We start from the raw sequence: 19,113 nt of genomic DNA on the forward strand, positions 1-19,113 counted from the left end.
TCTTCCGTATCACGTTTAATGATGTCAGCAAGTTTCCTATTATTAAGAGTTATCTGTTGTTTATTTTTATCAAGTAATTTAGCTATTCTGCCCGTCGTGTTTTAAAAGTCGCCAGCGTGACTTCCCATTCCTTAGCAGTTAATTCACGGTTAGCTAGTGCTGTTTCCACAGCGGCCTTTTTACGGCGTAAAGCCCGTTCCGCGTTCTGTTGTGCTGTTCGTTCCTGTTGTGCTTGTGTTTGTTTGAGGATAGTTTCTAACGCATCCCTCTTGTTCCGGAATGTTTCTTCTTCCAGGTCAAGAGTGTCATAAGATTCCTTTATCTTTCTCTCCAGATTATTGATTTTGGGCTCTGTAGTGAGTTGCAGCTTTTCCAGTTGAGAGTTCAGTTCATTTACGTTCTGGTCGTGTTGTACTGTCAAATGGTTATTGTACCATACTGTTCCAATGATGGCTAGGATAGTAAGGATGGATAGCAGATAGCGCATAGTTTTTGTAGCAGATACCGCCGTTATATATTGGCATTATTTGGCATGCAAGTTTTTTGTATTGGCTTGGTATTGGTGAATCAGGTTGTTTTCACACTTTCAAGAATGAGGGAGGGAACTCCCGTAAGTACGCTTTTTTGCGGCCTTGGTTAAATAGTTCTTGCCTTTTGCGCGGTGGTTGTGTTTACTCCGTCGCGCAGTCCCTGCAAACCTAATGTCGCGTTCGTCTAGCGGTCTAGGACTCCCGCCTTTCACGCGGGCAACACGGGTTCGAGTCCCGTACGCGATGCCAGTTTTTTCTTTTCCTTCCGTCTTGAACCGGAATCTTTTTTACGCCATCCCCCCGGTATGTTTCTGGATTTTTCCACCCGTTGTGGTATGGTTACTTCCGCCATGGCAGCCCAGAACGAAATTATGCTGAACGGAGCCCCGTATGGACTGGCGGAACCCTGTTCCGTTTCCCGGCTTCTGGAACTCTTGAACATGAACGGCAAACCCGTCGTCGTGGAGCACAACGGCTCCGCGCTCCTGCCGCAGGATTTTTTCCGGGTTACGGTTTCTCCCGGAGACCGGGTGGAAATCGTCTCCATCGTCGCCGGCGGCTAGGCTCCCTTTTTCCTTTATTTCCCTTCCCAATCCGTCACCGCCATGCCCTCCATCCACGTCATGTCCCCCACTCTTGCCAGCCAGGTGGCGGCGGGCGAGGTGGTGGAACGCCCCGCCTCCGTCGTGAAGGAGCTGGTGGAAAACAGCCTGGACGCCGGAGCCAGATCCGTGCGGGTGGAGATACGCCGCGGAGGCGTGGGCCTGATCAAGGTGACGGACGACGGCTGCGGCATGTCCCGGGAAGACGCGTGCCTGTGCGCCAAGCGGCACGCCACCAGCAAGCTTTCCTCCCTGGAGGACCTGTTTGAAATCACTCACCTGGGCTTCCGCGGGGAGGCCATTCCCAGCATTGCCAGCGTCTCCCGCTTCAAGCTCTGCACCAGGCAGCAGCAGGCACTGGAGGGCTGGGAAGTACGCATCGACGGCGGGCTGGAGCACGAGCCGAGAAGTTCCGGCGTCTCCCCCGGCACCGCCATTGAGGTCTCCGACCTGTTTTACAATACCCCGGCACGCCGCAAGTTCCTGAAATCCGCGGAGACGGAGGCTTCCCATGTGGAGCACCAGATACGCCTGCATGCCCTGGCCTATCCCCAGGTGCGCTTTACCTACAAGCGGGACGACCAGCTCGTCTTCGACCTTCCGGCCACGGCGGACCTGCGCGTCCGCATCTCCGCGCTGACGGATGCGGCTACGGCGGCAGCCCTGATTCCGATAGAAACGACCATCGGGCCCGGCATTTCCGTCACGGGCTTCCTGCTCCCGCTTTCCGAGGCCAGGCGCACCAGAAAGGGGCAGTACGTCTTCATGAACACCCGCCCCGTGGAGGACCAGCTCATCAACCGGGCCATCCGGGACGGTTACGGCGGTTTTCCCACCGGGCTGCATCCGGCGCTCTTCCTGTACATGGAGGTGGAGCCCGCGCTGGTGGACGTCAACGTGCACCCCGCCAAGAAGGAGGTGAGGTTCCGCCGTTCCGCGGACGTGGTTAATACCATTGTGGAGGCGATTGCCAACACCCTCCAAAAACACGCCCGGCAGGAAATTCACGCTTCCGCCGCCGTGCCGGAGACGGACGGCGGCCCTCCGGAACCGCCTTCCGCCGCGCCGCATGGGGAAACACCCTCCCGGGCGGACAATTCCCAGGCCTTCCCTCCGGCAAAACCCCGCACGGCCCCCGCTCCTTCCTCCAAACTCCCTTCCCTTTCCCCGCCCCCAGCAGGCAATCACGGGAGGCTGTTCCTCTTCCCCCCCTGCGCCCCATTCCCCTGAAGCAGGTTCCCGCCACCCAGGGGAAACTGGATTTCCAGCATCAGGCGGAGGGCGGCGGCGCAAGGGACGCCTGCGGAAAGGCCGCTCCGGAGAGGGACGCCACCGCCGGGTTCACCTATATGGGAACCCTCCACCAGCAATTCGCCCTGTTTGAAACGCCGGAGGGCCTGGTGCTGATGCATCCCAGGGCCGCGCGGGAACGCATCATCTTTGAACGGCTGCGGGCGCACCGGGAAGCGCCCATGCCGTCCCAGCAGCTTCTGGACCCGGTGATACTGGACCTGGACCCGCGGGATTTTGCCGTTATCCAGCAGTTCGCACCCCACTTTGACCAGGCCGGAATGACCGTCACGCCCTTCGGCCAGAACACGATCAGGATAGAATCCCTGCCCGCCCTGCTGGAACTGGAGAACGCCCGCGCCTTCCTGCTGGAGCTGGTGGACCGCCTCACCCAGTCCGAATTCAGCCGGAACGCCAAACGCATGGCTTATGAGACCTTCATCGGGGAAATCGCCAGGAAATCCGCCTGGAAGGAACGTATTTCCCCGCACCGCGCCCCGGCCATCCTGAAAGAACTGCTGGCCTGCGAAGTGCCGTACTGCACCCCGGGCGGCAAGCCCACGCTGGTGAATTATTCCATTCCGGAGATCAAACGCAAATTCGGCATCCAGGCGTAACGGGCCGGGAAAGCGGAAGGCCGGATACCTGGTCTTTCAGCTCCACATTTGAAATGGAAGGCCGCGCAGAAGAGCAGCAGGCCTTTGCCGCGGCCGAAAGGAAACCGGGAGCCAGCGAAGGAATGTTCAAGAGAATGAAGGAATACGGTTTTTGAAAGTGCGGCCTTTGTCCGTGCATTCATTCAGAAGCATGCGGCGCTTCCTGAAAGCCTTCTTTCAAAACAGGAGGTAAATGCCATCCTTCCATGAAAGCCGTTTTTCACTCCATTCCTTTTATCTCCCTTTCCTCCCCCTTTTCCGGCCCATCCGGTTTTAACGCGCGGGCCGCCGCATCCATCCCGTCCTGTACGGAAGCTTGCTCTTGGCAAGGGGGGGTCCCGCGTTTATAATGTTACCTTCCCTGTCGTCATCCAGCCCGTTCCCAGCCATGCCAGACCCCGCCCCCAGCAAGCCTTCCGCACCACGCATTGCTGAAACCGCCGCCGGAAAAGCCCTGATGGCCCTGCTGGCCCTTTTTTACGCCCTTCTGGCGACGGCGGCGGCAGGTGGGGAGTGGCACACCCTTTTTCTTCCCGCCTGCCTTCTGGCGGCGGCCCTTCTGCTGTTCTGCTTCTGCATCCTCCGGGGGTACAAGATTCCCAGCCCCGGGCTGCCGGGATGGCTGGCGCTGGGGCTGGGAGGCGGCTATTTCCTCCTGCGGGCGTGGTTTTCACCCTGGTTTTACTATGAGGGAGTGGCGGACCTGGGCCTCATCGTCACGGCCATGGCCATGTTCATGGCGGGGGCGTATGCCGGAGCCGGGAATGGGGAAAGGAGCGTTCTTCCCGTGCTGGCGGCGGCGCTGGGATTGCTGAACGCCCTGCTGTGGGGGTACCAGAACATGACGGGTACGGAGGCCTCCTGGTTCAGGCCGGATTATTCCCTGTTCGGAACGGAGCTGCGCAACATCGGGCTCTTCGGGTACAAGAATTTTTCCGCTCATTTCCTGTCCGTCACGGGATTTTTCCTCTGCGCGTACAGCATGGCTTCCGCCAGGAAATGGGGCATCAGCCTGTTCACGGGGCTGGCGCTCGTTCTCGTTTCCTTCACCTGCAGTTCCCGCGCCGCCTTTCCGAATGCGCTGGCTGGCGTCACCCTGTGCTTTTTCATTTATACCTCCAGCGTTTTCCGCAATAACAGGAAATTTTATACGGCGGCCATCCTGTTCATTCTGCTTCTCTTCCTGGGAGCGGCTTATGCCGTGCTGGACCTGGCCAACGGAGCCGGAAAGCTGGCCTCCCTGCTGGATACGTTTTCCTTCGGGAGCCGTCTGGACCTGTCCAGACTGGCGTGGGCGCTGGCGGACCAGGCCCCATGGTTCGGCCACGGCAGCCGGATGTTCACCAACCTTTCCACGGAATTTTTTGCCGGGGCCAGCCTCCCCAATTTCGCCCACCATGAGTACGCGCAGGCCGCCTGCGACTACGGCTATGCCGGGCTGGGGCTGATGCTGGCCCTGCTGGCCCTGTTCCTCGTTTCCGGCTTCCGGAGCGTGCTCCAGCTGGCGGGGGAGCGCCAGCGCGCCAATCCCCTGGGGCCGGCGGCCTTCTGCGTGCTGTGCATCGCCGCCTTCCATGCCTATGGGGAGTTCATCTGGCACAATCCGGCATTGCTGGGCGCCAGCGCCCTGTGCTGCGGCATTACCTGCACCGCCTCCCTTTCCCGGGTGAAGGCCTCCCGGCGCGCCGGACGCTGGTTCCAGGCCTCTGCCGCGCTGCTGCTGGCGGCGCTGGCCCTGTGCTACGCGTTCCGGGCTTTCCCGGTCTGGAAGGCCTCCCTCCGGCCCGTTCCGGTTTCCTCCAACGAACGGCTTCCCATGCTGGAAGAGGCCGCTTCCAGCAGCCTGGACCCGGACCTGGTGCGGCGCAGCATCCTGCATGCCGTGGGCAGTCCTGCCGCTCCAGACGAGGCGCGGCTCAGGGAACTGGAACGGCAGGAGGAAGAGGCGGAATTGCGGAGTCCCGGCAATCACGGCCTGGCAGCGGCCAAAAGCCTGCTTTACATCCGCCAGGGGCGCCTTGCGGAGGCGGAGAGGCTGCTGCGCCCCTATGTGGAGAGTCCCGGCAGGTTTGACGACCGCATGTTCGCCTGGACCACCATTTACAGTAATATGCTGTATTCCTGGAGCGCGGCCATTGCGGCCCAGTCTCCGGGGCAGGCCCTGTCCATGGCGCTGACGGCCCAGCGCCTGATGTCCGCCCAGACGGATCAATGGCTGTTTCACGGCTCTCTGAATCCCCAGGTCAGGAAGGAACACGACCTGCGCCTCAGCGAGCTCAAGATGCTGATCCTGACACTGCAATACCGCGGAGCCGTACCCGATGCCTCCTGGCGGAAGTAGGGGCGTCCTGATATTTTCAGGCCAACCCCGTTCCTGCGTTTTCTAAAATGAAGTTCTGATAAAAGAAAATATGAAATACTTGAATCAAGAAATAGAAAGCGAATTAAGAAACCGGGGAGCGGAACTGATACGTTTTGTCAGCATATTCCATTTAGACGAAAAGCAAAACAGGCAACTCCCGAACGCCATTGTCTTTGTACTCCCGCTGACCGCAGAGTATGTCAGGACGGTATTTGATACTCCCGATTACGTACAAGCGCGGATAGATAACAATTACGATTTCGATGATGATGAATTTTCACAAACTGAACATAAGGCGGGGGAAATAGCAGACGATTTAGCCAGGTTCATTGCCGGAAAGGGTTATAAAGCCATATCGCAATCCGATACGGGGCTGGTGGCTGATGACGTATTCAATGATGAAACCAAAGAGTCAGTATTACCTCATAAAACAGTCGCGCTACTTGGCGGATTAGGGTGGATTGGAAAAAACAACCTGTTAATTACTCCCGAATATGGCGCAGCACAATGTCTCGGTACGGTTTTAACTGATGCTCCACTGGAAACGGTATTACATGAACCTCCATTTCCAAAGTGCGGAAGGTGCAGCGCTTGTGTCAATATCTGCGAGAGAAAAGTTCTTAAAGGTAAAATTTGGAGCATCTCTGTTTCAAGAGATGAGATCGTTAACATATATGGATGCAGCACCTGCCTGAAATGCCTTGTGCATTGTTCCAGAACACAAATATATAAAAAGAGGAATATTAAATAAAGAGTTTCAGGATTTATGCCGGTGAACTATTCCTGAAATGAAACAGGCGACTGGATAATCATGTGAATCAAGCAATTATCCCGCGCGGAGCGCCAGTTTATTTCCCTTGAATTCCCCGGACAGTTTCTGACGAAGAAGGGAAACCCGCGTCCTTCATTCATTTAGCCCATGCTTTGGAGCAGGCCTTCAATGTTACTTCCGGTCCAGCAGCTTATCTCCCCAGGGTAATTTTATAAAATTTCTGTATTCATCGGATTTTCAATCCGTTGTCAACAATAATTCATTTAAGGCAAGATTTTTTAAGCCTTATCCGGTACGCTTATTCACTTTTTCCGGACACGAGGAGGAATAGGATGAAAGAGAAATAAACCCTTGGTTTCAAGTTCATAACGCTGTCTCTGCGGATTGAAAATCCCCCAGGCTTCGGGAAGTTTTGCGGACACAGCCGCAAAACCCAATCCAAGAACAAATTCCAAATTAATGACTCCGAGACTTCCTCTCCCCCTCCTCGCCGCCCTGCTCCTGTCACAGGCCGTGCCCCATGCAGCCGCTTCCAGCCCCATTTCCTGGGATGACCTCGTTCGGGACTGGCAGGACGAGTCCATCACTGAAACGGTACTTGACCTGAGCGGGGACGGTTCCGTTGCAGAGGTAACAAGCAACGGGGGCGCCGTCACCGTCTCCCAGGGAACTTCCCTGGCGCTGAATGGAGGCCACCACACCATCTCCTCCACCAAGCAGAGCGCCCAGGTTTTCACCAGCAGGGCGTTTGACAACCGCGGCACACTGGAAATCAGCGACTGCACCATCACCGGCAATTTCAATACCGCCGTGAGCTGGTTTTCCTCTTCCTCCGGCGGCTCCATCGCCAACGGTGAGAACGCCAGGCTGATTCTTTCCGGATGTTCCTTTTCCAATAACGGAATGGTTTCCCAGACAGACGGAGAAGGAGGCGCGCTTGCCGGGGCGGCAGGTTCCGTGATGAGTATCCAGGGGTGCGATTTCACCAATAATTACGTCTCCTTCCATGAACCGTGTCTGAACAGCCCCCAGCAGTACGGCGGTGCCATTGCCAGCTTTGGCGCCGTTACCCTGAGCAACTGCCGTTTCTCCGGTAATTACACTTCTTACCTGAATGCCGGGGCCAATGGCATGAGCACGGCGGCGGGAGGCGCCGTCTCCATGGCCACGTACGGGGCGCGCCTGGAAGGGGATGCCCTGGAATTCCACGGGAATTACGCCATGGGTTATGCAGCCTCCGGTGGAGCCGTGAACTTGAATAACAATGCCTCCATCAAGCTGAGCAATGCCTCTTTTACAGGGAATTATGCCTTCTGCACGGCTCATTCCACCAGCGCAGGCCGTGCGTGGGGAGGCGCGCTCAACCTGGAATCCGGGTCCACGGGCACGCTTGTTTCCTGCGTCTTTAACGGCAACCATGTCTCTTCCATGACGGAGACGGCATCAGGAGGGGGGGCCATCCACAATTTTATCGGCTGCACGCTGACGCTGGTGAATTGTTCCTTTTACGATAATTACGCTTCTTCCGCAGATGCGTCCCTGGCGCAGGGAGGAGCCATTGCGAATGAAGGGCGGCTCCGGATTATCGCCAACGGGCGGGACAGCATTTTCCGAGGCAACAGGGACCACGTTCCGGCACTGGGGGGCGGCGGCGCTTCCAATGCCATCCACTCCCTGTTTTCCACCGGCATCGCCCTTTACGCCGGGAACGGCGGCTCCCTGGTCTTTTACGACGGCATCCGGGGGGAGAACGACAGGAACATATTGACGATCAACAAGCCCGGTGCGGAAGGCTATCCCGTGGACGGAACCGTCTTTTTCAAGGACGGAGCTTCCATTGACGGATTCAACACGGAATTGTACCAGGGAAGCCTGTGCATGGGGGAGGGAACGGCCATCCGCGGCTCGCTGGATGCATGGCAGGGAAGCAGTTTCATCATTGAAGGCTTTACGACGATGGACGGCCAGTACAGCGTGCATGCCGTGAAGCCGGGTGCCGTCCATACCGTGCTCGTCAGAATGACCGATTCCATGGCGGCGGCCACGGAAGAGAATCCCGTATGGAATTTTACGGAAGGTTCCTCCATTGCCGCCTTTGCGGGTTCCCTGGAGTTCGTTCTGGACGTCAGCCGCCTCAGCATTCCCTATGATGAATTGCACCCCTTCATTTTTTCCCATGAGGGGCAGACGCAGGAGCTGATGGACAGCGTCAACGGAGCCAAAAGCGTGCGGCTGGTGGATGCCGACGGGTGGAGCTACAGCGTGGACGGTTCCTTTTTCGATTACCTTTCCGGACAGAATAGAGGCCTTGTTCCTTCCGGACCGGACACGGGGGGCTGGCGGCCCCCGTCCGGCGTGGGAGGCGTGCAGGGCAATTCCCAGTGGACCGCCGTGCGCAGCCTCCGCAGTTTTGCAGAGGCCGCCAGAACCAGGGAGGGAGAACGGCTGAAGCCGGACGGGCGCGCGGCTTTCTGGATCACGGCCACGGGGGATTATTTCACCCAGGCCTCCCAGGCCGCGGTGGAAGGCTACCGCTTCCGCTCCCACGGGTATTCCGTGGGCGGGAGTTACGATCTTTCCCCGGTCTGGACGGCGGGGGGCGCCTTCGGCCAGAGCTTCGGGACGAACGATGTGAACAATGACCTGGGCAGCTTTGACCAGGACGCCGTCATGGCCCTTTTCCAACTGGCGCGGTCCGTGCAGGTGAACGCGGAAGATTCCCTGCTTCTGGGCGTGCAGGGGGGCTATGGCACCGCCCGCAGCAAGGGGGGCGTTATTTCCCCGGACCTGGCCGGAGACCGCCTGGAAAGCTCATGGAAGGACAGAACCTGGCTGCTCGACGTACAGGGAGCATGGACAAGGAGGCTGAACCGGAAAACGCGGCTGGGCCTTTATTCCGGCCTCCAGTACGCGGGGAGCGTTCAAAGCGCCTCCACCGCCGCAGGGGAACGCCATGCCTACCATCTGGAAGACAGCTCCGCGAATGTCCTGCGCGGTCGCCTGGGGGTGGAGTTCCACCGGAACGGCTCCCTGCTGGGACGGGAAGCGGCAGGCTACGTCCGCACGGGAATCGCGCACGATCTGGACCGGAAAACGCCGCATGTTTCCGTACGTGGAACCTCCCGCTCCTGGACGGCCATGGCCGTCAACCCTGGCCGTACCGTCCTGGAGGCTTCCGCCGGATTCCATGTCAGCCTGTCCGGCAACTGGAGCGCGGGCGTGGATTACAGTCTGGAAGCCGGCAACCGGCAGCTGAACCAGAGCGGAAGAGCAGGCGTTATGATGGAATTTTAAGTGTCTTCAGCCACATGTTCTCCGGCACCGTCCCCTCTCCGGAACGGTGCCGTTTTTTTGCCGTTTTCCCCATCACCAAGCCGTTTCCATTCACGGCATCGGGCGGCGCATGTCCCGACGCAGCTCAACAAAAGCAAGCCTTGCCCGCTCTATTCCTTCATCAGACTTTTTTCGTATGAATATAACCATCAAACGAATTTATGACCCGAAGGAAACCGGAGACGGCTACCGCGTGCTGGTGGACCGTCTCTGGCCCCGCGGGATTTCCAAGGAAAAGGCTTCCTGGGATGAATGGCTGAAAAATGTGGCTCCGTCCACGGCGCTCCGCCAGTGGTTTGCGCATGATCCGGCCAAATGGGACGCCTTCCGCCGGAAGTATGACGAGGAACTGGACGGGAACAAGGAGGCCGTTTCCCATCTGCTCCAGCTCGCGCGGAAGGGAAAGCTTACGCTGCTGTATTCCGCCAGGGAGAGGGACCACAATGAAGCCGCGGCCCTGAGGGATTATCTTATGCAGCGGTCTTCTTCATAAGCAGGCGCGCATTTTTGAACAAGCGCCGTTTACAGGCCCAAATGCTGTCACAGGGACCTATGATATGGCCGGATTTCTTCTCTCGTTCATGAACAGGCGAAGAAAATGGAAAGGAGGTGAAACAACATGGCAAGTAGTTCCCACATGGGTGGAAATCACAAAAGCGGTTCTTCCAAGAAGCGCTCCGAAACCACCACGAACAAAACCGGGCAGCGCGTCAAGCGCGATGCTTCAACCGGGCAGTTTATGAGCGATAAAGGCTCAAGCTCCAAGGAAAAACATTAATTCCCCGTGAGCTCTCTGCTTAATTCAGGTTCCGGACTTGGTCCGGAACCTTTTTTTATCCCTGTCCGCTCCGGAAAAAGCGGAAGAGCGCACCCCGTCAGCGCAGGTCCAATTCTTCAAACGCACGAAGGCCGAGGGCCCCGGGCTCCTTCCGGTCCCCGCGGACCACCACGGCAAAAGGTTCTTCCCTGCCCGGCGCGTAGTACGCCGCACGCAGGACCAGTTCATCCCCTTCCAAACGGGCGTAAACGCCCACGGGCGTGGAACAGCTCGCTCCCAGGCGCACCAGGAAGGCGCGTTCCGCCAGAGCGCAGGCGAAGGCTTCCGGATCGCTGATTCCAGCCAGCATTTCCATCGTCTCCCGGTCGGAAGAGCGGCATTCCATGCCCACGATGCCCTGCCCCACGGCGGGAATGAAGGCTTCCACCGGCAGGGGGCGCATGTAGAGCTTCCTCCCCTCCACGAGGGTTTCCGGCGCATACAGCCCCAGGCGTTCCAGTCCGGCCCTGGCCAGAATTACGGCGTCCCAGCCGGGATGCTCCGCCAGCTTCGCCAGGCGCGTGGGCACGTTGCCCCGCAGGTCTTCAAACCGGAGGCCGGAACCCCAGTACGTGCGCGCCATCAGGCGGCGGCGCACGCTTCCGGTAGCCAGCGTGCCGGAGCCGTTCCAGTCCGGCTCCCTCGTAATAAGCACGTCTTCTACGGCGGCGCGGGGCAGCACGGCGGCCAGCGTGAAACCGGGGGCCAGCTCGCTGGGCACGTCCTTGAGGCTGTGCACCGCCACGTCAATGCGGCCTTCCAGGAGGGCGGTTTCCAGTTCCTTGATGAAGATTCCCTTGTCCACGATGCCGGAAACGCGGGCCACGTCCGCCAGCGGCACGTCCGTGCGGCGGTCCCCGGTGGTATGGATGATTTCCCGGCGCACGTCCAGTTCCGGATAACGGAGGGAGAGGGCGGCCCGGACCATGTCCGCCTGGGCCAGCGCCAGGGCGCTCCCGCGGGTGCCGATGATAAGGGTGTTTTTACTGGTCATAAAGCGCGGAGTCCGGAAAGTATTTGGAGATGTTGTCCTGGATGATGGCTTCGCACCGGGAGACTTCCTGCTCCCGGCTGCGCTTGGCTTCATCCGCCAGCTGGGTGAGGGTGTCGATATCGTAGAGGTACACCTCGTCAATATCCGCCACGTCCGGAGAGATGTTGCGCGGCACGGAGATGTCAATCAGGAAGAGGGAGCGGTACTTGCGGGGCGCGCGCAGCGGCAGCAGCGTCTCCCGGGTGATGATGCAGTGGGGGGCGGCGGTGGCGGCCACCACCACGTCAATGTCCCTGAGGTAGTCCCCCCACACGTCGTACCGGATGGCCTGGCCGCCGATCATGCCCGCCAGTTCCACCGCCCGGTCAAAGGAACGGTTGGCTACATAGATGCCCTCCGCCCCGCGGGCGTGCAGGGCGCGGCCCGTGACGCGGCTCATCTCCCCGGCTCCCAGGATGAGGACGCGGGTGCCGGAAAGGTCGCCGAAGATTTGTTCCGCCAGCTCCACGGCCACGGACCCCACGGAGGTGGCTCCGGCGTGAATCTGGCTGTCCGTCCGCACCCTCTTGCCGATGGTGAAGGCTTTCTGGAAGGTCTTGTTGGCGCAGGCCGCGGTCACTCCGGCGTCCAGCGCCATCTGGTAGGCCGTCTTCACCTGCCCGAAGATTTCCGTTTCCCCCAGCACCATGGAGTCCAGCCCGCTCAGGACGCGGCACAGGTGCTCCAGGGCATCCGCCCCCAGATGGCTGTAAAAGTGGGAGGCCATGTCCACGTTCCCGCGGCCCGCTCCCAGGAAGTGGGACAGGATGTGTTCCTGCGCGCTTTCCGGCCTGTCAGACCAGTAGTAGATTTCCATGCGGTTGCAGGTGGAAAGCACTACGCACTGGTCCACGTCCGGCAGGGAGCGGATGCGCCGCCCCTCCTCCTGGAGCCTGTGGGACGGCACGGCAAAGCGCTCCCGTATTTCCACGGGAGCGGTCCGGTGATTCAAGCCTAAACAAACCATTCTCATCAGCTTACCAGGAAAATGCTCATGGATGCAATAAAGAGGGCCACACAGCAGTAGGCCAGGGCGCGCCCCGGCATGCCGCGGCGGTAGATGAACCACAGCAGAATGCTGTAGCCCAGCGTCAGCAGAATGACGATGGAGGTTTTGGCCCCGTTGATGGGGAGATGCCTCTGCCAGCCGAGCCATTCCCCGGCCAGAAGCAGGAGGAACGCCACCAGAACCAGACGCTTCATGCTGGCTTCCAGCGTGCGGATAGGGGGCAGAAGACGGCAGGTGCCGGGTATCTGCCGCCTTTTGAGGCATTCGTTCTGCATGCAGAACGCCACGCCCGCAGCGGCGGCCAGGCCTCCGGCTCCGTAGGACATCATGGCTACGCCCACGTGCGCCGTCACCCAGAAGTCATGCGTGCCCTGCACATCCGCGCCGTACAGGCCGATCAGCAGGGAAAGCGCCGTCAGCACGGCAATGGCCGGAGCGGTGAAGATGCCCAGCACGGACATGCGGTAGGCGCGCCCCAGAAGAAGGTAAAAGAGGTTGATGGTCCAGGAGAGGAAGAAGAGCACCTCCGACGCGCCGCGGATGGGGCACATCCCCGTCTGGTACGCCTTGACGCAAAGCGCCCCCGTCTGGAGCGCAAAGAGGCACGCCATCCAGAGGTGGGCGTATAAAAACCGGCGGCCGGAGGCCAGCAGGCGCCAGCCAAGCCCCGTAAAAGCCAGGGACAGGACGAGAGATGCAATGGCCCACCAGTTGTCGTTCATAAGTCCTGTACGGAAAGCAGCTCAGGAACGCAGGTCCCGTTCAATGACGGCATACGCCTGGTGGTTGTGGATGGATTCAAAGTTTTCCGCCTCCACCCGGTACCAGCTGAAAGCGGAGTGGCTCTGCGTTTTCAGCGCCACGTTGCGCACCAGGTCTTCCACAAAGACGGGGTTTTCATAAGCCTTTTCCGTCACCCATTTTTCATCAGGCCTTTTCAGCACGCTGTACAGGGAACAGCTGGCGCAGGATTCCACCAGGTCAATCAGGTCTTCAATCCAGACGGGCCGGGAGGCGAAGCGCACGGAGTAGGTGACCAGCCCGCGCTGGTTGTGGGCCCCATAGGCGCTCATGGCCTTGGAACAGGGGCAGAGCGTCGTCACCGGGACGACCACCGTCAGCTTGAAGTCCGCCAGCTTGTTATCCGCTTCCGCCTCCATCTCAAACCGGACCACGTAGTCCATGAGTCCTTCAATTCCGGTTACGGGGGCGTTTTTGGCGCGGAAGAACGGAAACTCCATTTCCACATGGGAGCGGCGCGCGGACAGGCGGCGGAGCAGTTCCCGGGGAATGGCCAGGGCCGTATGCACGTCCAGCAGGGGGCCGTGCTGGTGCAGGGCCTCCACAAAGCGGCTCATGTGCGTGCCCTTGAATTCCTCCGGCAGGTCCACCGCCAGGGAAACCGTCGCCACGGTGGACTGGATGCGGTTGAGCTTGTCCTGGATCTGGATGGGAAAGCGCAGCCCCTTGACGCCCACCCGGTCAATGGAGATATTGCGCGTATCCGTCTCGGACTGGGTATCTTTCAGTTCCTGCATGCGGAAGGAGGATGTTGGCTGGAAATAAAGCGGGAGTCTGCCCTGTTACCGGACAAACTCCCGCCTGCAAAGACAATTTCTACCGAAAGAGATTTCCTTGGGGCTTGTTACGGCAGAAGGTTGATGGAACGGGCCCGCTTGATTTCACGGGTCACCTTGCGGTGCATCTTGGCGGACAGCCCGGTCACGCGGCGGGGAAGAATCTTGCCGGTTTCAGAGGTGAACTTGGACAGGAAATCGGGGTTGAGCAGATCGACCTGATCCATCGGGATGTCGAGACGGCGGCGCGGCATCTGGCGATTGCACGTGCGGAAACGAATACGACGTTCTACAGTCTTGGGTTCAGTGGACATAGTAATAAAGATAATCGATGAGCTGGACCGCGGTTAACGCATTTCACGATGAAGCGTGCGGCGCTTCAGGAAAGGATTGTACTTAACCTTTTCCAGGCGGCCGGGGGTACGCAGGCTCTTCTTGTTGCGCGTGGTGACGTAGCGGGACGTAGGCTTTCCTTCGGCTTTAGCCTCGGTGCATTCGAGGATGATGATGTCTCTTGGCATGATGAAAATGTGTTACGGGGGAGGATTTATACACTATTCTTCGTCATCGTCAAGAGAAACAGATAAATCTACATCATTTTGTCCTCCCGCAAAGCCCAGGGCCACTCTGGGGCGGAACCGGGCGTTCTGCCCTTTTTCCTTTTCCCACTGGGCCTGGCATTCCACCGTGAGCCGCGCGAAGGGAATGGCCTCCAGCCGCAGGATGGGAATGACCTTGTATGACATTTCACAGATGCCGTACGTTCCGTTGTCAATGCGGGCGAGCGCCTGTTCAATCTCATACAGGCCGTCCTGTTCCTTGGAAAGCAGGCTGAGCGCAAAGTCGCGGTCATAGGCGTCGCTCCCGGCATCTGCCTGGTGTTCTCCGGAGCCGGAGGCTTCACTGCCTTCCGGATGGTTCCGGAGGGTGTCGCGGGCCACGCCGCTCATGTTGTCCAGGGCCCTGTCGCGCAGGTCCATCAGATGCTGGCGCTGCATCTGCACAAAGGGTTCCCATTCCGGATTGGCGGCCAGTTCAGCCTTGGCGGCGGCGATGGCTTCCGTCTGCTCATCCGTCAATTCATTCTTTGCGGCAGCGGGAGCCGGGGCGGCGGGGGAGGAAGCGATTTTTCTGGCCGGGGCCTTCCGGGCCGTTTTCGGTTCCGTCTTCTTTTCCACAGCAGCCGCGGGGGCAGCGGCCTTTTTGGCGGGCTTGGCGGCTTTTTCCGGTTCAGCGGCCTTTTTCCTGCAGCACTTTTTCCTGGCCGGAGCCTCCTGCTCTACAGCGGTCTTGCAGGCGGACTTCCCGCAGGTCTTTTTCTTGGGGGCCGGAGCTTCCTTGGCGACGGTCTTGCTATCGGTTTTCTTGGGAGTAGGCATAGGAGGTGTCTCTATGGGCTGAGGTTGACGATGTTTCACGAACAGCGGGCGAAACCGCCCAACTGACTAGACTATGAGACACTACAAGCGCTCAAATGTTCATTCAAGAAAATTCAGCTATGAAACAAGTCATTTTTCCCGCTGCCCCGCCTGCCTTTTTTTTAACGGAAGCATACTTCTTTTAACCTTTTCAATGCCCGGCAAAATTCTATATTGGTACCATATGACAGCTTCAACCATTCCCTCCATCGGCATTGACTTCGGGGGCACCTCCATCAAGCTGGGGGTCGTCAAAGGCACGGAAGTGATCGCGCACGCGCCTTCCATCGCCACCCAGGAATACGGCAATCCCGACCAACTGATTGAAGCCATCGCCCAGTTCGTGAACATGCTGCGGCTGAACCATCCGGAAGTGCAGGCCATCGGCATGGGGATGCCCGGCTTCGTCAATTTTTACCAGGGCACCGTTTATACGCTCACCAACGTGCCCGGCTGGAACAACGTTCCGGTAAGGGACATGCTCCAGGCCGCCTGCGGACTGCCCGTGTACGTGGAGAACGACGCCAACTGCATGGCCTACGCGGAGTGGAAGCTGGGAGCCGGAAAGGGGAAAAGGCACCTGGTCTGCCTGACCCTGGGCACCGGCGTGGGCAGCGGACTCATCGTGAACGGGGAGCTCCTGCGCGGGGCCACCTGCTCCGCCGGGGAACTGGGCCAGACCAGCATCGACTACCGGGGGCGGCTGGGCCATTACGGCAACCGCGGTTCCCTGGAGGATTACGTGGGCAACCGGGAAATAGCGGCGGACGCCCGCACCCTGTATGCCAGCCACGGCGTTGACAAGGCCATTGTGGACTGCAACCCCATCGCCCTGGAACGGGCCGCGCTGGCGGGGGATGAAGTAGCCGCGCAGGTCTGGCGCGACCTGGCCGTAAAGCTCTCCTGCGCGCTGATGAACTGCTGCTACCTCCTGAACCCGGAGGCCATCATCATCGGCGGCGGCGTGGCCAAGGCCAAGACCCTGCTCTTCCAGCCCCTTCAGGAGATCATGAAGACCCAGCTTGCCGCTCCGCTGGTGGAGCATCTTGAAATCCTCCCCGCCCAGTTCGGCACGGAGGCGGGTATCCTGGGGTCCGCCCATCTGGCGCTCAACACCCATTTCGGCGAAACGTTCCGGGCCTGATCTCGTGTCCACCTCCCAAATACTGAGGCTCACCCGCAAGCTGGAGCTGACAGCGGAACAGGAGCAGGATTTTCTGGACGCCATGCAGGCAGGGGACCGTTCCAGAAGCGCGCTGGTCATCACCCCGAAAGCTCCGGAAGGCTACCTGCCGCCCCTGCCGGCGGAGGAAACGCCGCGGGACTGGGGCCACCCTTCCATCCTGGCGCTCCCGGCGGGAGAAGCGGAGGCCAGACCCGGCTCCCTGCCGGACTACGAACGCGGCTATTACTATCCCCTGGACCTCTCTTCCGTCTGGGAGACGGCTCCGCTGGCGCATCTGCCGTTCCGGCCGGAACGCTGCCTGGACATGTGCGCGGCTCCCGGCGGGAAAAGCATTCTGGCCCAGACGCGGATCGCCCCGCGGGAGCACGTCTCCAACGAGGTGCACCCGAAGCGCCTGGGCATTCTGCGCCACAACCTGCTGCGCTGCGGCTTCACCGGCGTATATACCCAGCGTCTGCGCCCGGACCAGTGGGCGGAGCTGGCCCCGGGCTGCTTTGACCTCATTCTGGCGGACGCCCCGTGCAGCGGTCAATCCCTGCTGGCCAAGGGCATTCCCAACCCCGGCTGCTTCAACCCCTCCGTCACCGGGGGCAACGCCAAGCGGCAGCGGGGCATTCTGCTGGCGGCCCTCCAGTGCCTGGCGCCCGGAGGCTATCTGCTGTACACCACATGCACTTACGCCCCGGAGGAGAACGAACGGAACGTCCTGTACCTGCTGAAACGCTGTCCGGACCTGCGGACCGCAGCCGTGCCGGAGCTGGAGCCTTTCCGTTCCGCCCTGACGCAGGAGGCCTGCTACCGACTCATGCCTTTTCACGGCGCGGGCGCGGGCGGCTTCACCTGCCTGCTGCGCCGGGAGGGAGAGCATGCGCCCCAGCCTCCCCTGCCGGACGAATTGAAGGCCTGGCCCATCCATGCCATGAACCGACCAACACCATGAAGATAGGCGTTTTTTCCGACATGCACGACCGCACGGACCACCTGGAGCTTGCGATGCGCCAGATGCGCCTGCTGGACTGCGGACATTTCATGTTCCTGGGCGACTGCACCACCCCGGAGAGCTTCCAGCGCCTGATTGAACTGACGTGGGGCCTCCCTCTGGACGCCGTTCCGGGCAACAACGACTACGAGCTTGCCATTATGCGCCAACTGGCCGTCTGCTCCCCGGCGGCGCGCCTGCACCCGGAACACGTCCTGCTCACCAGGTACGGCATGAAGTTCTCCCTCTCCCACTATCCCAAATACGCCATGCAGGAAGCGCGCAGCGGCAGTGTGGACGCCGCCCTGTACGGCCACACCCACCAGGCCGTGCGGGAAATGTACCGCGGGTGCCTGCTGGCCAATCCGGGGGAACTCCAGGGCAGGACCGGCCGCATCGGCTTCGGCATTCTGGACACGGATTCCCGCATCATGAACCTGCATTCTCTGGATTTCAACGCATGATGAACATCCTGGACGTCTGCTGCGCCCTGATTGAACTGCCCTCCGCACAAGGAACCCTTCTCCTGGGAGCCAAAAAGAAAGCGGGGCAGTCCAACGGGCTTTTTTATGAATTCCCCGGCGGAAAGGTGGAACCCGGAGAGAACGCCCGGGACGCCATCATCCGGGAAATACGGGAAGAACTGGGATGCGCCGTCCATCCCGTCCGCATGCTCACCCCCGTCCGGCACCGGGAAAGGGAACGCATCATCCGCCTCATCCCCTTCCTGTGCCGTCTGGAGCCCTGCGCCCTGCCCCGGCCCCTGGAACACGAAAGCCTGGGCTTCTTCTCCGGCCGCATGCTGGAAAAACTGCCCTGGGCTCCCGCAGACCTCCCCGTTTTAAGGCAGTGGATGGAAGAAAACCGCTGACAAAACGGCAGCCCGTTCAGCTTCAACCACTCCGCGGAGGATTGCCTGCGCATGTCTGAAAAGATTCCAAAAACACCTTGGATCATTCCCCCTTCTGGGGTATATAAGGTGGTGGCTGCTGCACTCGTCATTACCTGGCAAAGTGGCCCGAACCGATATTACAACCTAATGGGGGCAGCCCCGACGCAGGGCTGACTATGTCCTATACCGGAAAAGTCAAAACAGCGGCGGAAGTCCCCGCTCTATTGAGGCACGGGAACGTGGCTCACAGCCAGAGACGGTGCAGCGGTGTCTTTCTCTTTCCCTTGCAGCCGGGAACCCCGCCGGGGCCTGTTTTCCCGATGGCCCCTCTTGAATCCGCACCGGAATCAAAGCATTCCGGCACGGCTGCTTTTATTGCTTTTCCCCGCACCTCTGCGCCCCACGGCATTTCCTGGCAGGAAGCGCACACGCGCTTAAAAGGAACGCATGCGCGCGTTCGCCACCATGGCCTTCAAATATTTCCGGGCCTTCCGCTCCCGCTCCTTCCGGGGCGGCCGGGAGGAACGGCAGAAGGAATGAAGCAGCCTGAACATCAGGTCAAATAAATCGTTCTTGTACATATGGTTGATTGGTTGTTTCCGGATCGTGCGATCCTTCATCTTGTATCCAGCAAGAAGCGTGCCAATTTTTACCCAT

Annotated in this window: 20 protein-coding genes and 1 tRNA gene; 12 read left to right on the top strand and 9 right to left on the bottom strand. The window is 59.9% G+C overall.

Annotated features, from left to right (window positions below; all coding sequences use genetic code 11):
* Positions 1-82: 82 nt before the first annotated feature.
* Positions 83-487, bottom strand: a complete 405-nt coding sequence (locus M8N44_RS07220; RefSeq protein WP_102727972.1) for a hypothetical protein — start codon at positions 485-487, stop codon at positions 83-85.
* A gap of 216 nt (positions 488-703) precedes the next feature.
* Between M8N44_RS07220 and M8N44_RS07225 the strand changes: the two genes are divergently transcribed.
* From M8N44_RS07225 to M8N44_RS07260, 8 genes are all read left to right on the top strand, one after another.
* Positions 704-779 (top strand) — tRNA-Glu (locus M8N44_RS07225).
* A gap of 101 nt (positions 780-880) precedes the next feature.
* On the top strand, positions 881-1,093 hold the full coding sequence (gene thiS / locus M8N44_RS07230; protein ID WP_180975134.1) for a sulfur carrier protein ThiS: 213 nt from the start codon (positions 881-883) through the stop codon (positions 1,091-1,093).
* Positions 1,094-1,135: 42 nt separating this feature from the next.
* Positions 1,136-2,362, top strand: a complete 1,227-nt coding sequence (gene mutL, locus M8N44_RS07235; protein ID WP_249853068.1) for a DNA mismatch repair endonuclease MutL — start codon at positions 1,136-1,138, stop codon at positions 2,360-2,362.
* Positions 2,363-2,481: 119 nt separating this feature from the next.
* Positions 2,482-3,039 (top strand): DNA mismatch repair MutL family protein, encoded by a 558-nt coding sequence (locus M8N44_RS07240; RefSeq protein WP_249853069.1) that lies wholly within the window; start codon positions 2,482-2,484, stop codon positions 3,037-3,039.
* 427 nt (positions 3,040-3,466) lie between these two features.
* A complete protein-coding gene (locus tag M8N44_RS07245; RefSeq protein ID WP_102721348.1) occupies positions 3,467-5,419 on the top strand; it encodes an O-antigen ligase family protein in 1,953 nt (650 codons plus the stop codon).
* A 70-nt stretch (positions 5,420-5,489) separates the two neighbouring features.
* Positions 5,490-6,191, top strand: coding sequence for an epoxyqueuosine reductase (locus M8N44_RS07250; protein ID WP_102721347.1), 702 nt, complete (start codon positions 5,490-5,492; stop codon positions 6,189-6,191).
* A gap of 480 nt (positions 6,192-6,671) precedes the next feature.
* The gene (locus tag M8N44_RS07255; protein WP_102721346.1) at positions 6,672-9,506 is read left to right on the top strand and encodes an autotransporter family protein; all 2,835 of its coding nucleotides are present in this window, start codon (positions 6,672-6,674) and stop codon (positions 9,504-9,506) included.
* A gap of 175 nt (positions 9,507-9,681) precedes the next feature.
* A complete protein-coding gene (locus tag M8N44_RS07260) occupies positions 9,682-10,038 on the top strand; it encodes a DUF488 domain-containing protein (RefSeq protein WP_102721345.1) in 357 nt (118 codons plus the stop codon).
* A 382-nt stretch (positions 10,039-10,420) separates the two neighbouring features.
* Here M8N44_RS07260 and hemC read toward each other — a convergent pair whose 3' ends face one another.
* The 7 genes from hemC to M8N44_RS13930 all read right to left on the bottom strand — a co-directional run bounded on the left by hemC (position 10,421) and on the right by M8N44_RS13930 (position 15,360).
* The gene (gene hemC, locus M8N44_RS07265) at positions 10,421-11,356 is read right to left on the bottom strand and encodes a hydroxymethylbilane synthase (protein ID WP_180971773.1); all 936 of its coding nucleotides are present in this window, start codon (positions 11,354-11,356) and stop codon (positions 10,421-10,423) included.
* Positions 11,346-12,347, bottom strand: coding sequence for a glutamyl-tRNA reductase (gene hemA / locus M8N44_RS07270; protein ID WP_240454337.1), 1,002 nt, complete (start codon positions 12,345-12,347; stop codon positions 11,346-11,348). The genes hemC and hemA overlap by 11 nt, the downstream gene beginning before the upstream one ends.
* Before the next feature lie 20 nt (positions 12,348-12,367).
* A complete protein-coding gene (gene ccsA, locus M8N44_RS07275; RefSeq protein WP_022396982.1) occupies positions 12,368-13,126 on the bottom strand; it encodes a cytochrome c biogenesis protein CcsA in 759 nt (252 codons plus the stop codon).
* Between the two features lie 21 nt (positions 13,127-13,147).
* Positions 13,148-13,942 carry a GTP cyclohydrolase FolE2 gene (folE2, locus tag M8N44_RS07280; RefSeq protein ID WP_102721342.1) on the bottom strand — a complete coding sequence of 265 codons (795 nt, stop codon included), beginning with the start codon at positions 13,940-13,942 and terminating at the stop codon, positions 13,148-13,150.
* Positions 13,943-14,049: 107 nt separating this feature from the next.
* The gene (gene rpsR, locus M8N44_RS07285; protein ID WP_022396980.1) at positions 14,050-14,295 is read right to left on the bottom strand and encodes a 30S ribosomal protein S18; all 246 of its coding nucleotides are present in this window, start codon (positions 14,293-14,295) and stop codon (positions 14,050-14,052) included.
* A gap of 33 nt (positions 14,296-14,328) precedes the next feature.
* Entirely contained in the window at positions 14,329-14,502 is a 174-nt protein-coding gene (rpmG, locus tag M8N44_RS07290; protein ID WP_022396979.1) for a 50S ribosomal protein L33, read from the bottom strand.
* Between the two features lie 33 nt (positions 14,503-14,535).
* A complete protein-coding gene (locus M8N44_RS13930; protein ID WP_180975133.1) occupies positions 14,536-15,360 on the bottom strand; it encodes a TraR/DksA family transcriptional regulator in 825 nt (274 codons plus the stop codon).
* Positions 15,361-15,583: 223 nt separating this feature from the next.
* On the opposite strand from M8N44_RS13930, the gene M8N44_RS07305 reads away from it, so the two are divergent.
* The 4 genes from M8N44_RS07305 to M8N44_RS07320 are packed head-to-tail and all read left to right on the top strand — an operon-like array spanning position 15,584 to position 18,435.
* Positions 15,584-16,543 (top strand): ROK family protein, encoded by a 960-nt coding sequence (locus M8N44_RS07305; RefSeq protein WP_022396977.1) that lies wholly within the window; start codon positions 15,584-15,586, stop codon positions 16,541-16,543.
* Positions 16,544-16,547: 4 nt separating this feature from the next.
* Positions 16,548-17,525 carry an RsmB/NOP family class I SAM-dependent RNA methyltransferase gene (locus tag M8N44_RS07310; protein ID WP_102727969.1) on the top strand — a complete coding sequence of 326 codons (978 nt, stop codon included), beginning with the start codon at positions 16,548-16,550 and terminating at the stop codon, positions 17,523-17,525.
* The gene (locus M8N44_RS07315; RefSeq protein ID WP_102727968.1) at positions 17,522-18,028 is read left to right on the top strand and encodes a metallophosphoesterase family protein; all 507 of its coding nucleotides are present in this window, start codon (positions 17,522-17,524) and stop codon (positions 18,026-18,028) included. Before M8N44_RS07310 ends, M8N44_RS07315 begins: the two co-directional genes overlap by 4 nt.
* Complete coding sequence (locus M8N44_RS07320) at positions 18,025-18,435, top strand: NUDIX domain-containing protein (RefSeq protein ID WP_102727967.1); 411 nt, start codon at positions 18,025-18,027, stop codon at positions 18,433-18,435. Before M8N44_RS07315 ends, M8N44_RS07320 begins: the two co-directional genes overlap by 4 nt.
* A gap of 455 nt (positions 18,436-18,890) precedes the next feature.
* On the opposite strand, the gene M8N44_RS07325 is transcribed toward M8N44_RS07320, so the two are convergent.
* Positions 18,891-19,037, bottom strand: a complete 147-nt coding sequence (locus tag M8N44_RS07325; RefSeq protein WP_180975132.1) for a hypothetical protein — start codon at positions 19,035-19,037, stop codon at positions 18,891-18,893.
* Between the last annotated feature and the right edge of the window lie 76 nt (positions 19,038-19,113).

Source organism: Akkermansia massiliensis (genome assembly GCF_023516715.1).
GTDB classification, from domain to species: Bacteria; Verrucomicrobiota; Verrucomicrobiia; order Verrucomicrobiales; family Akkermansiaceae; genus Akkermansia; species Akkermansia massiliensis.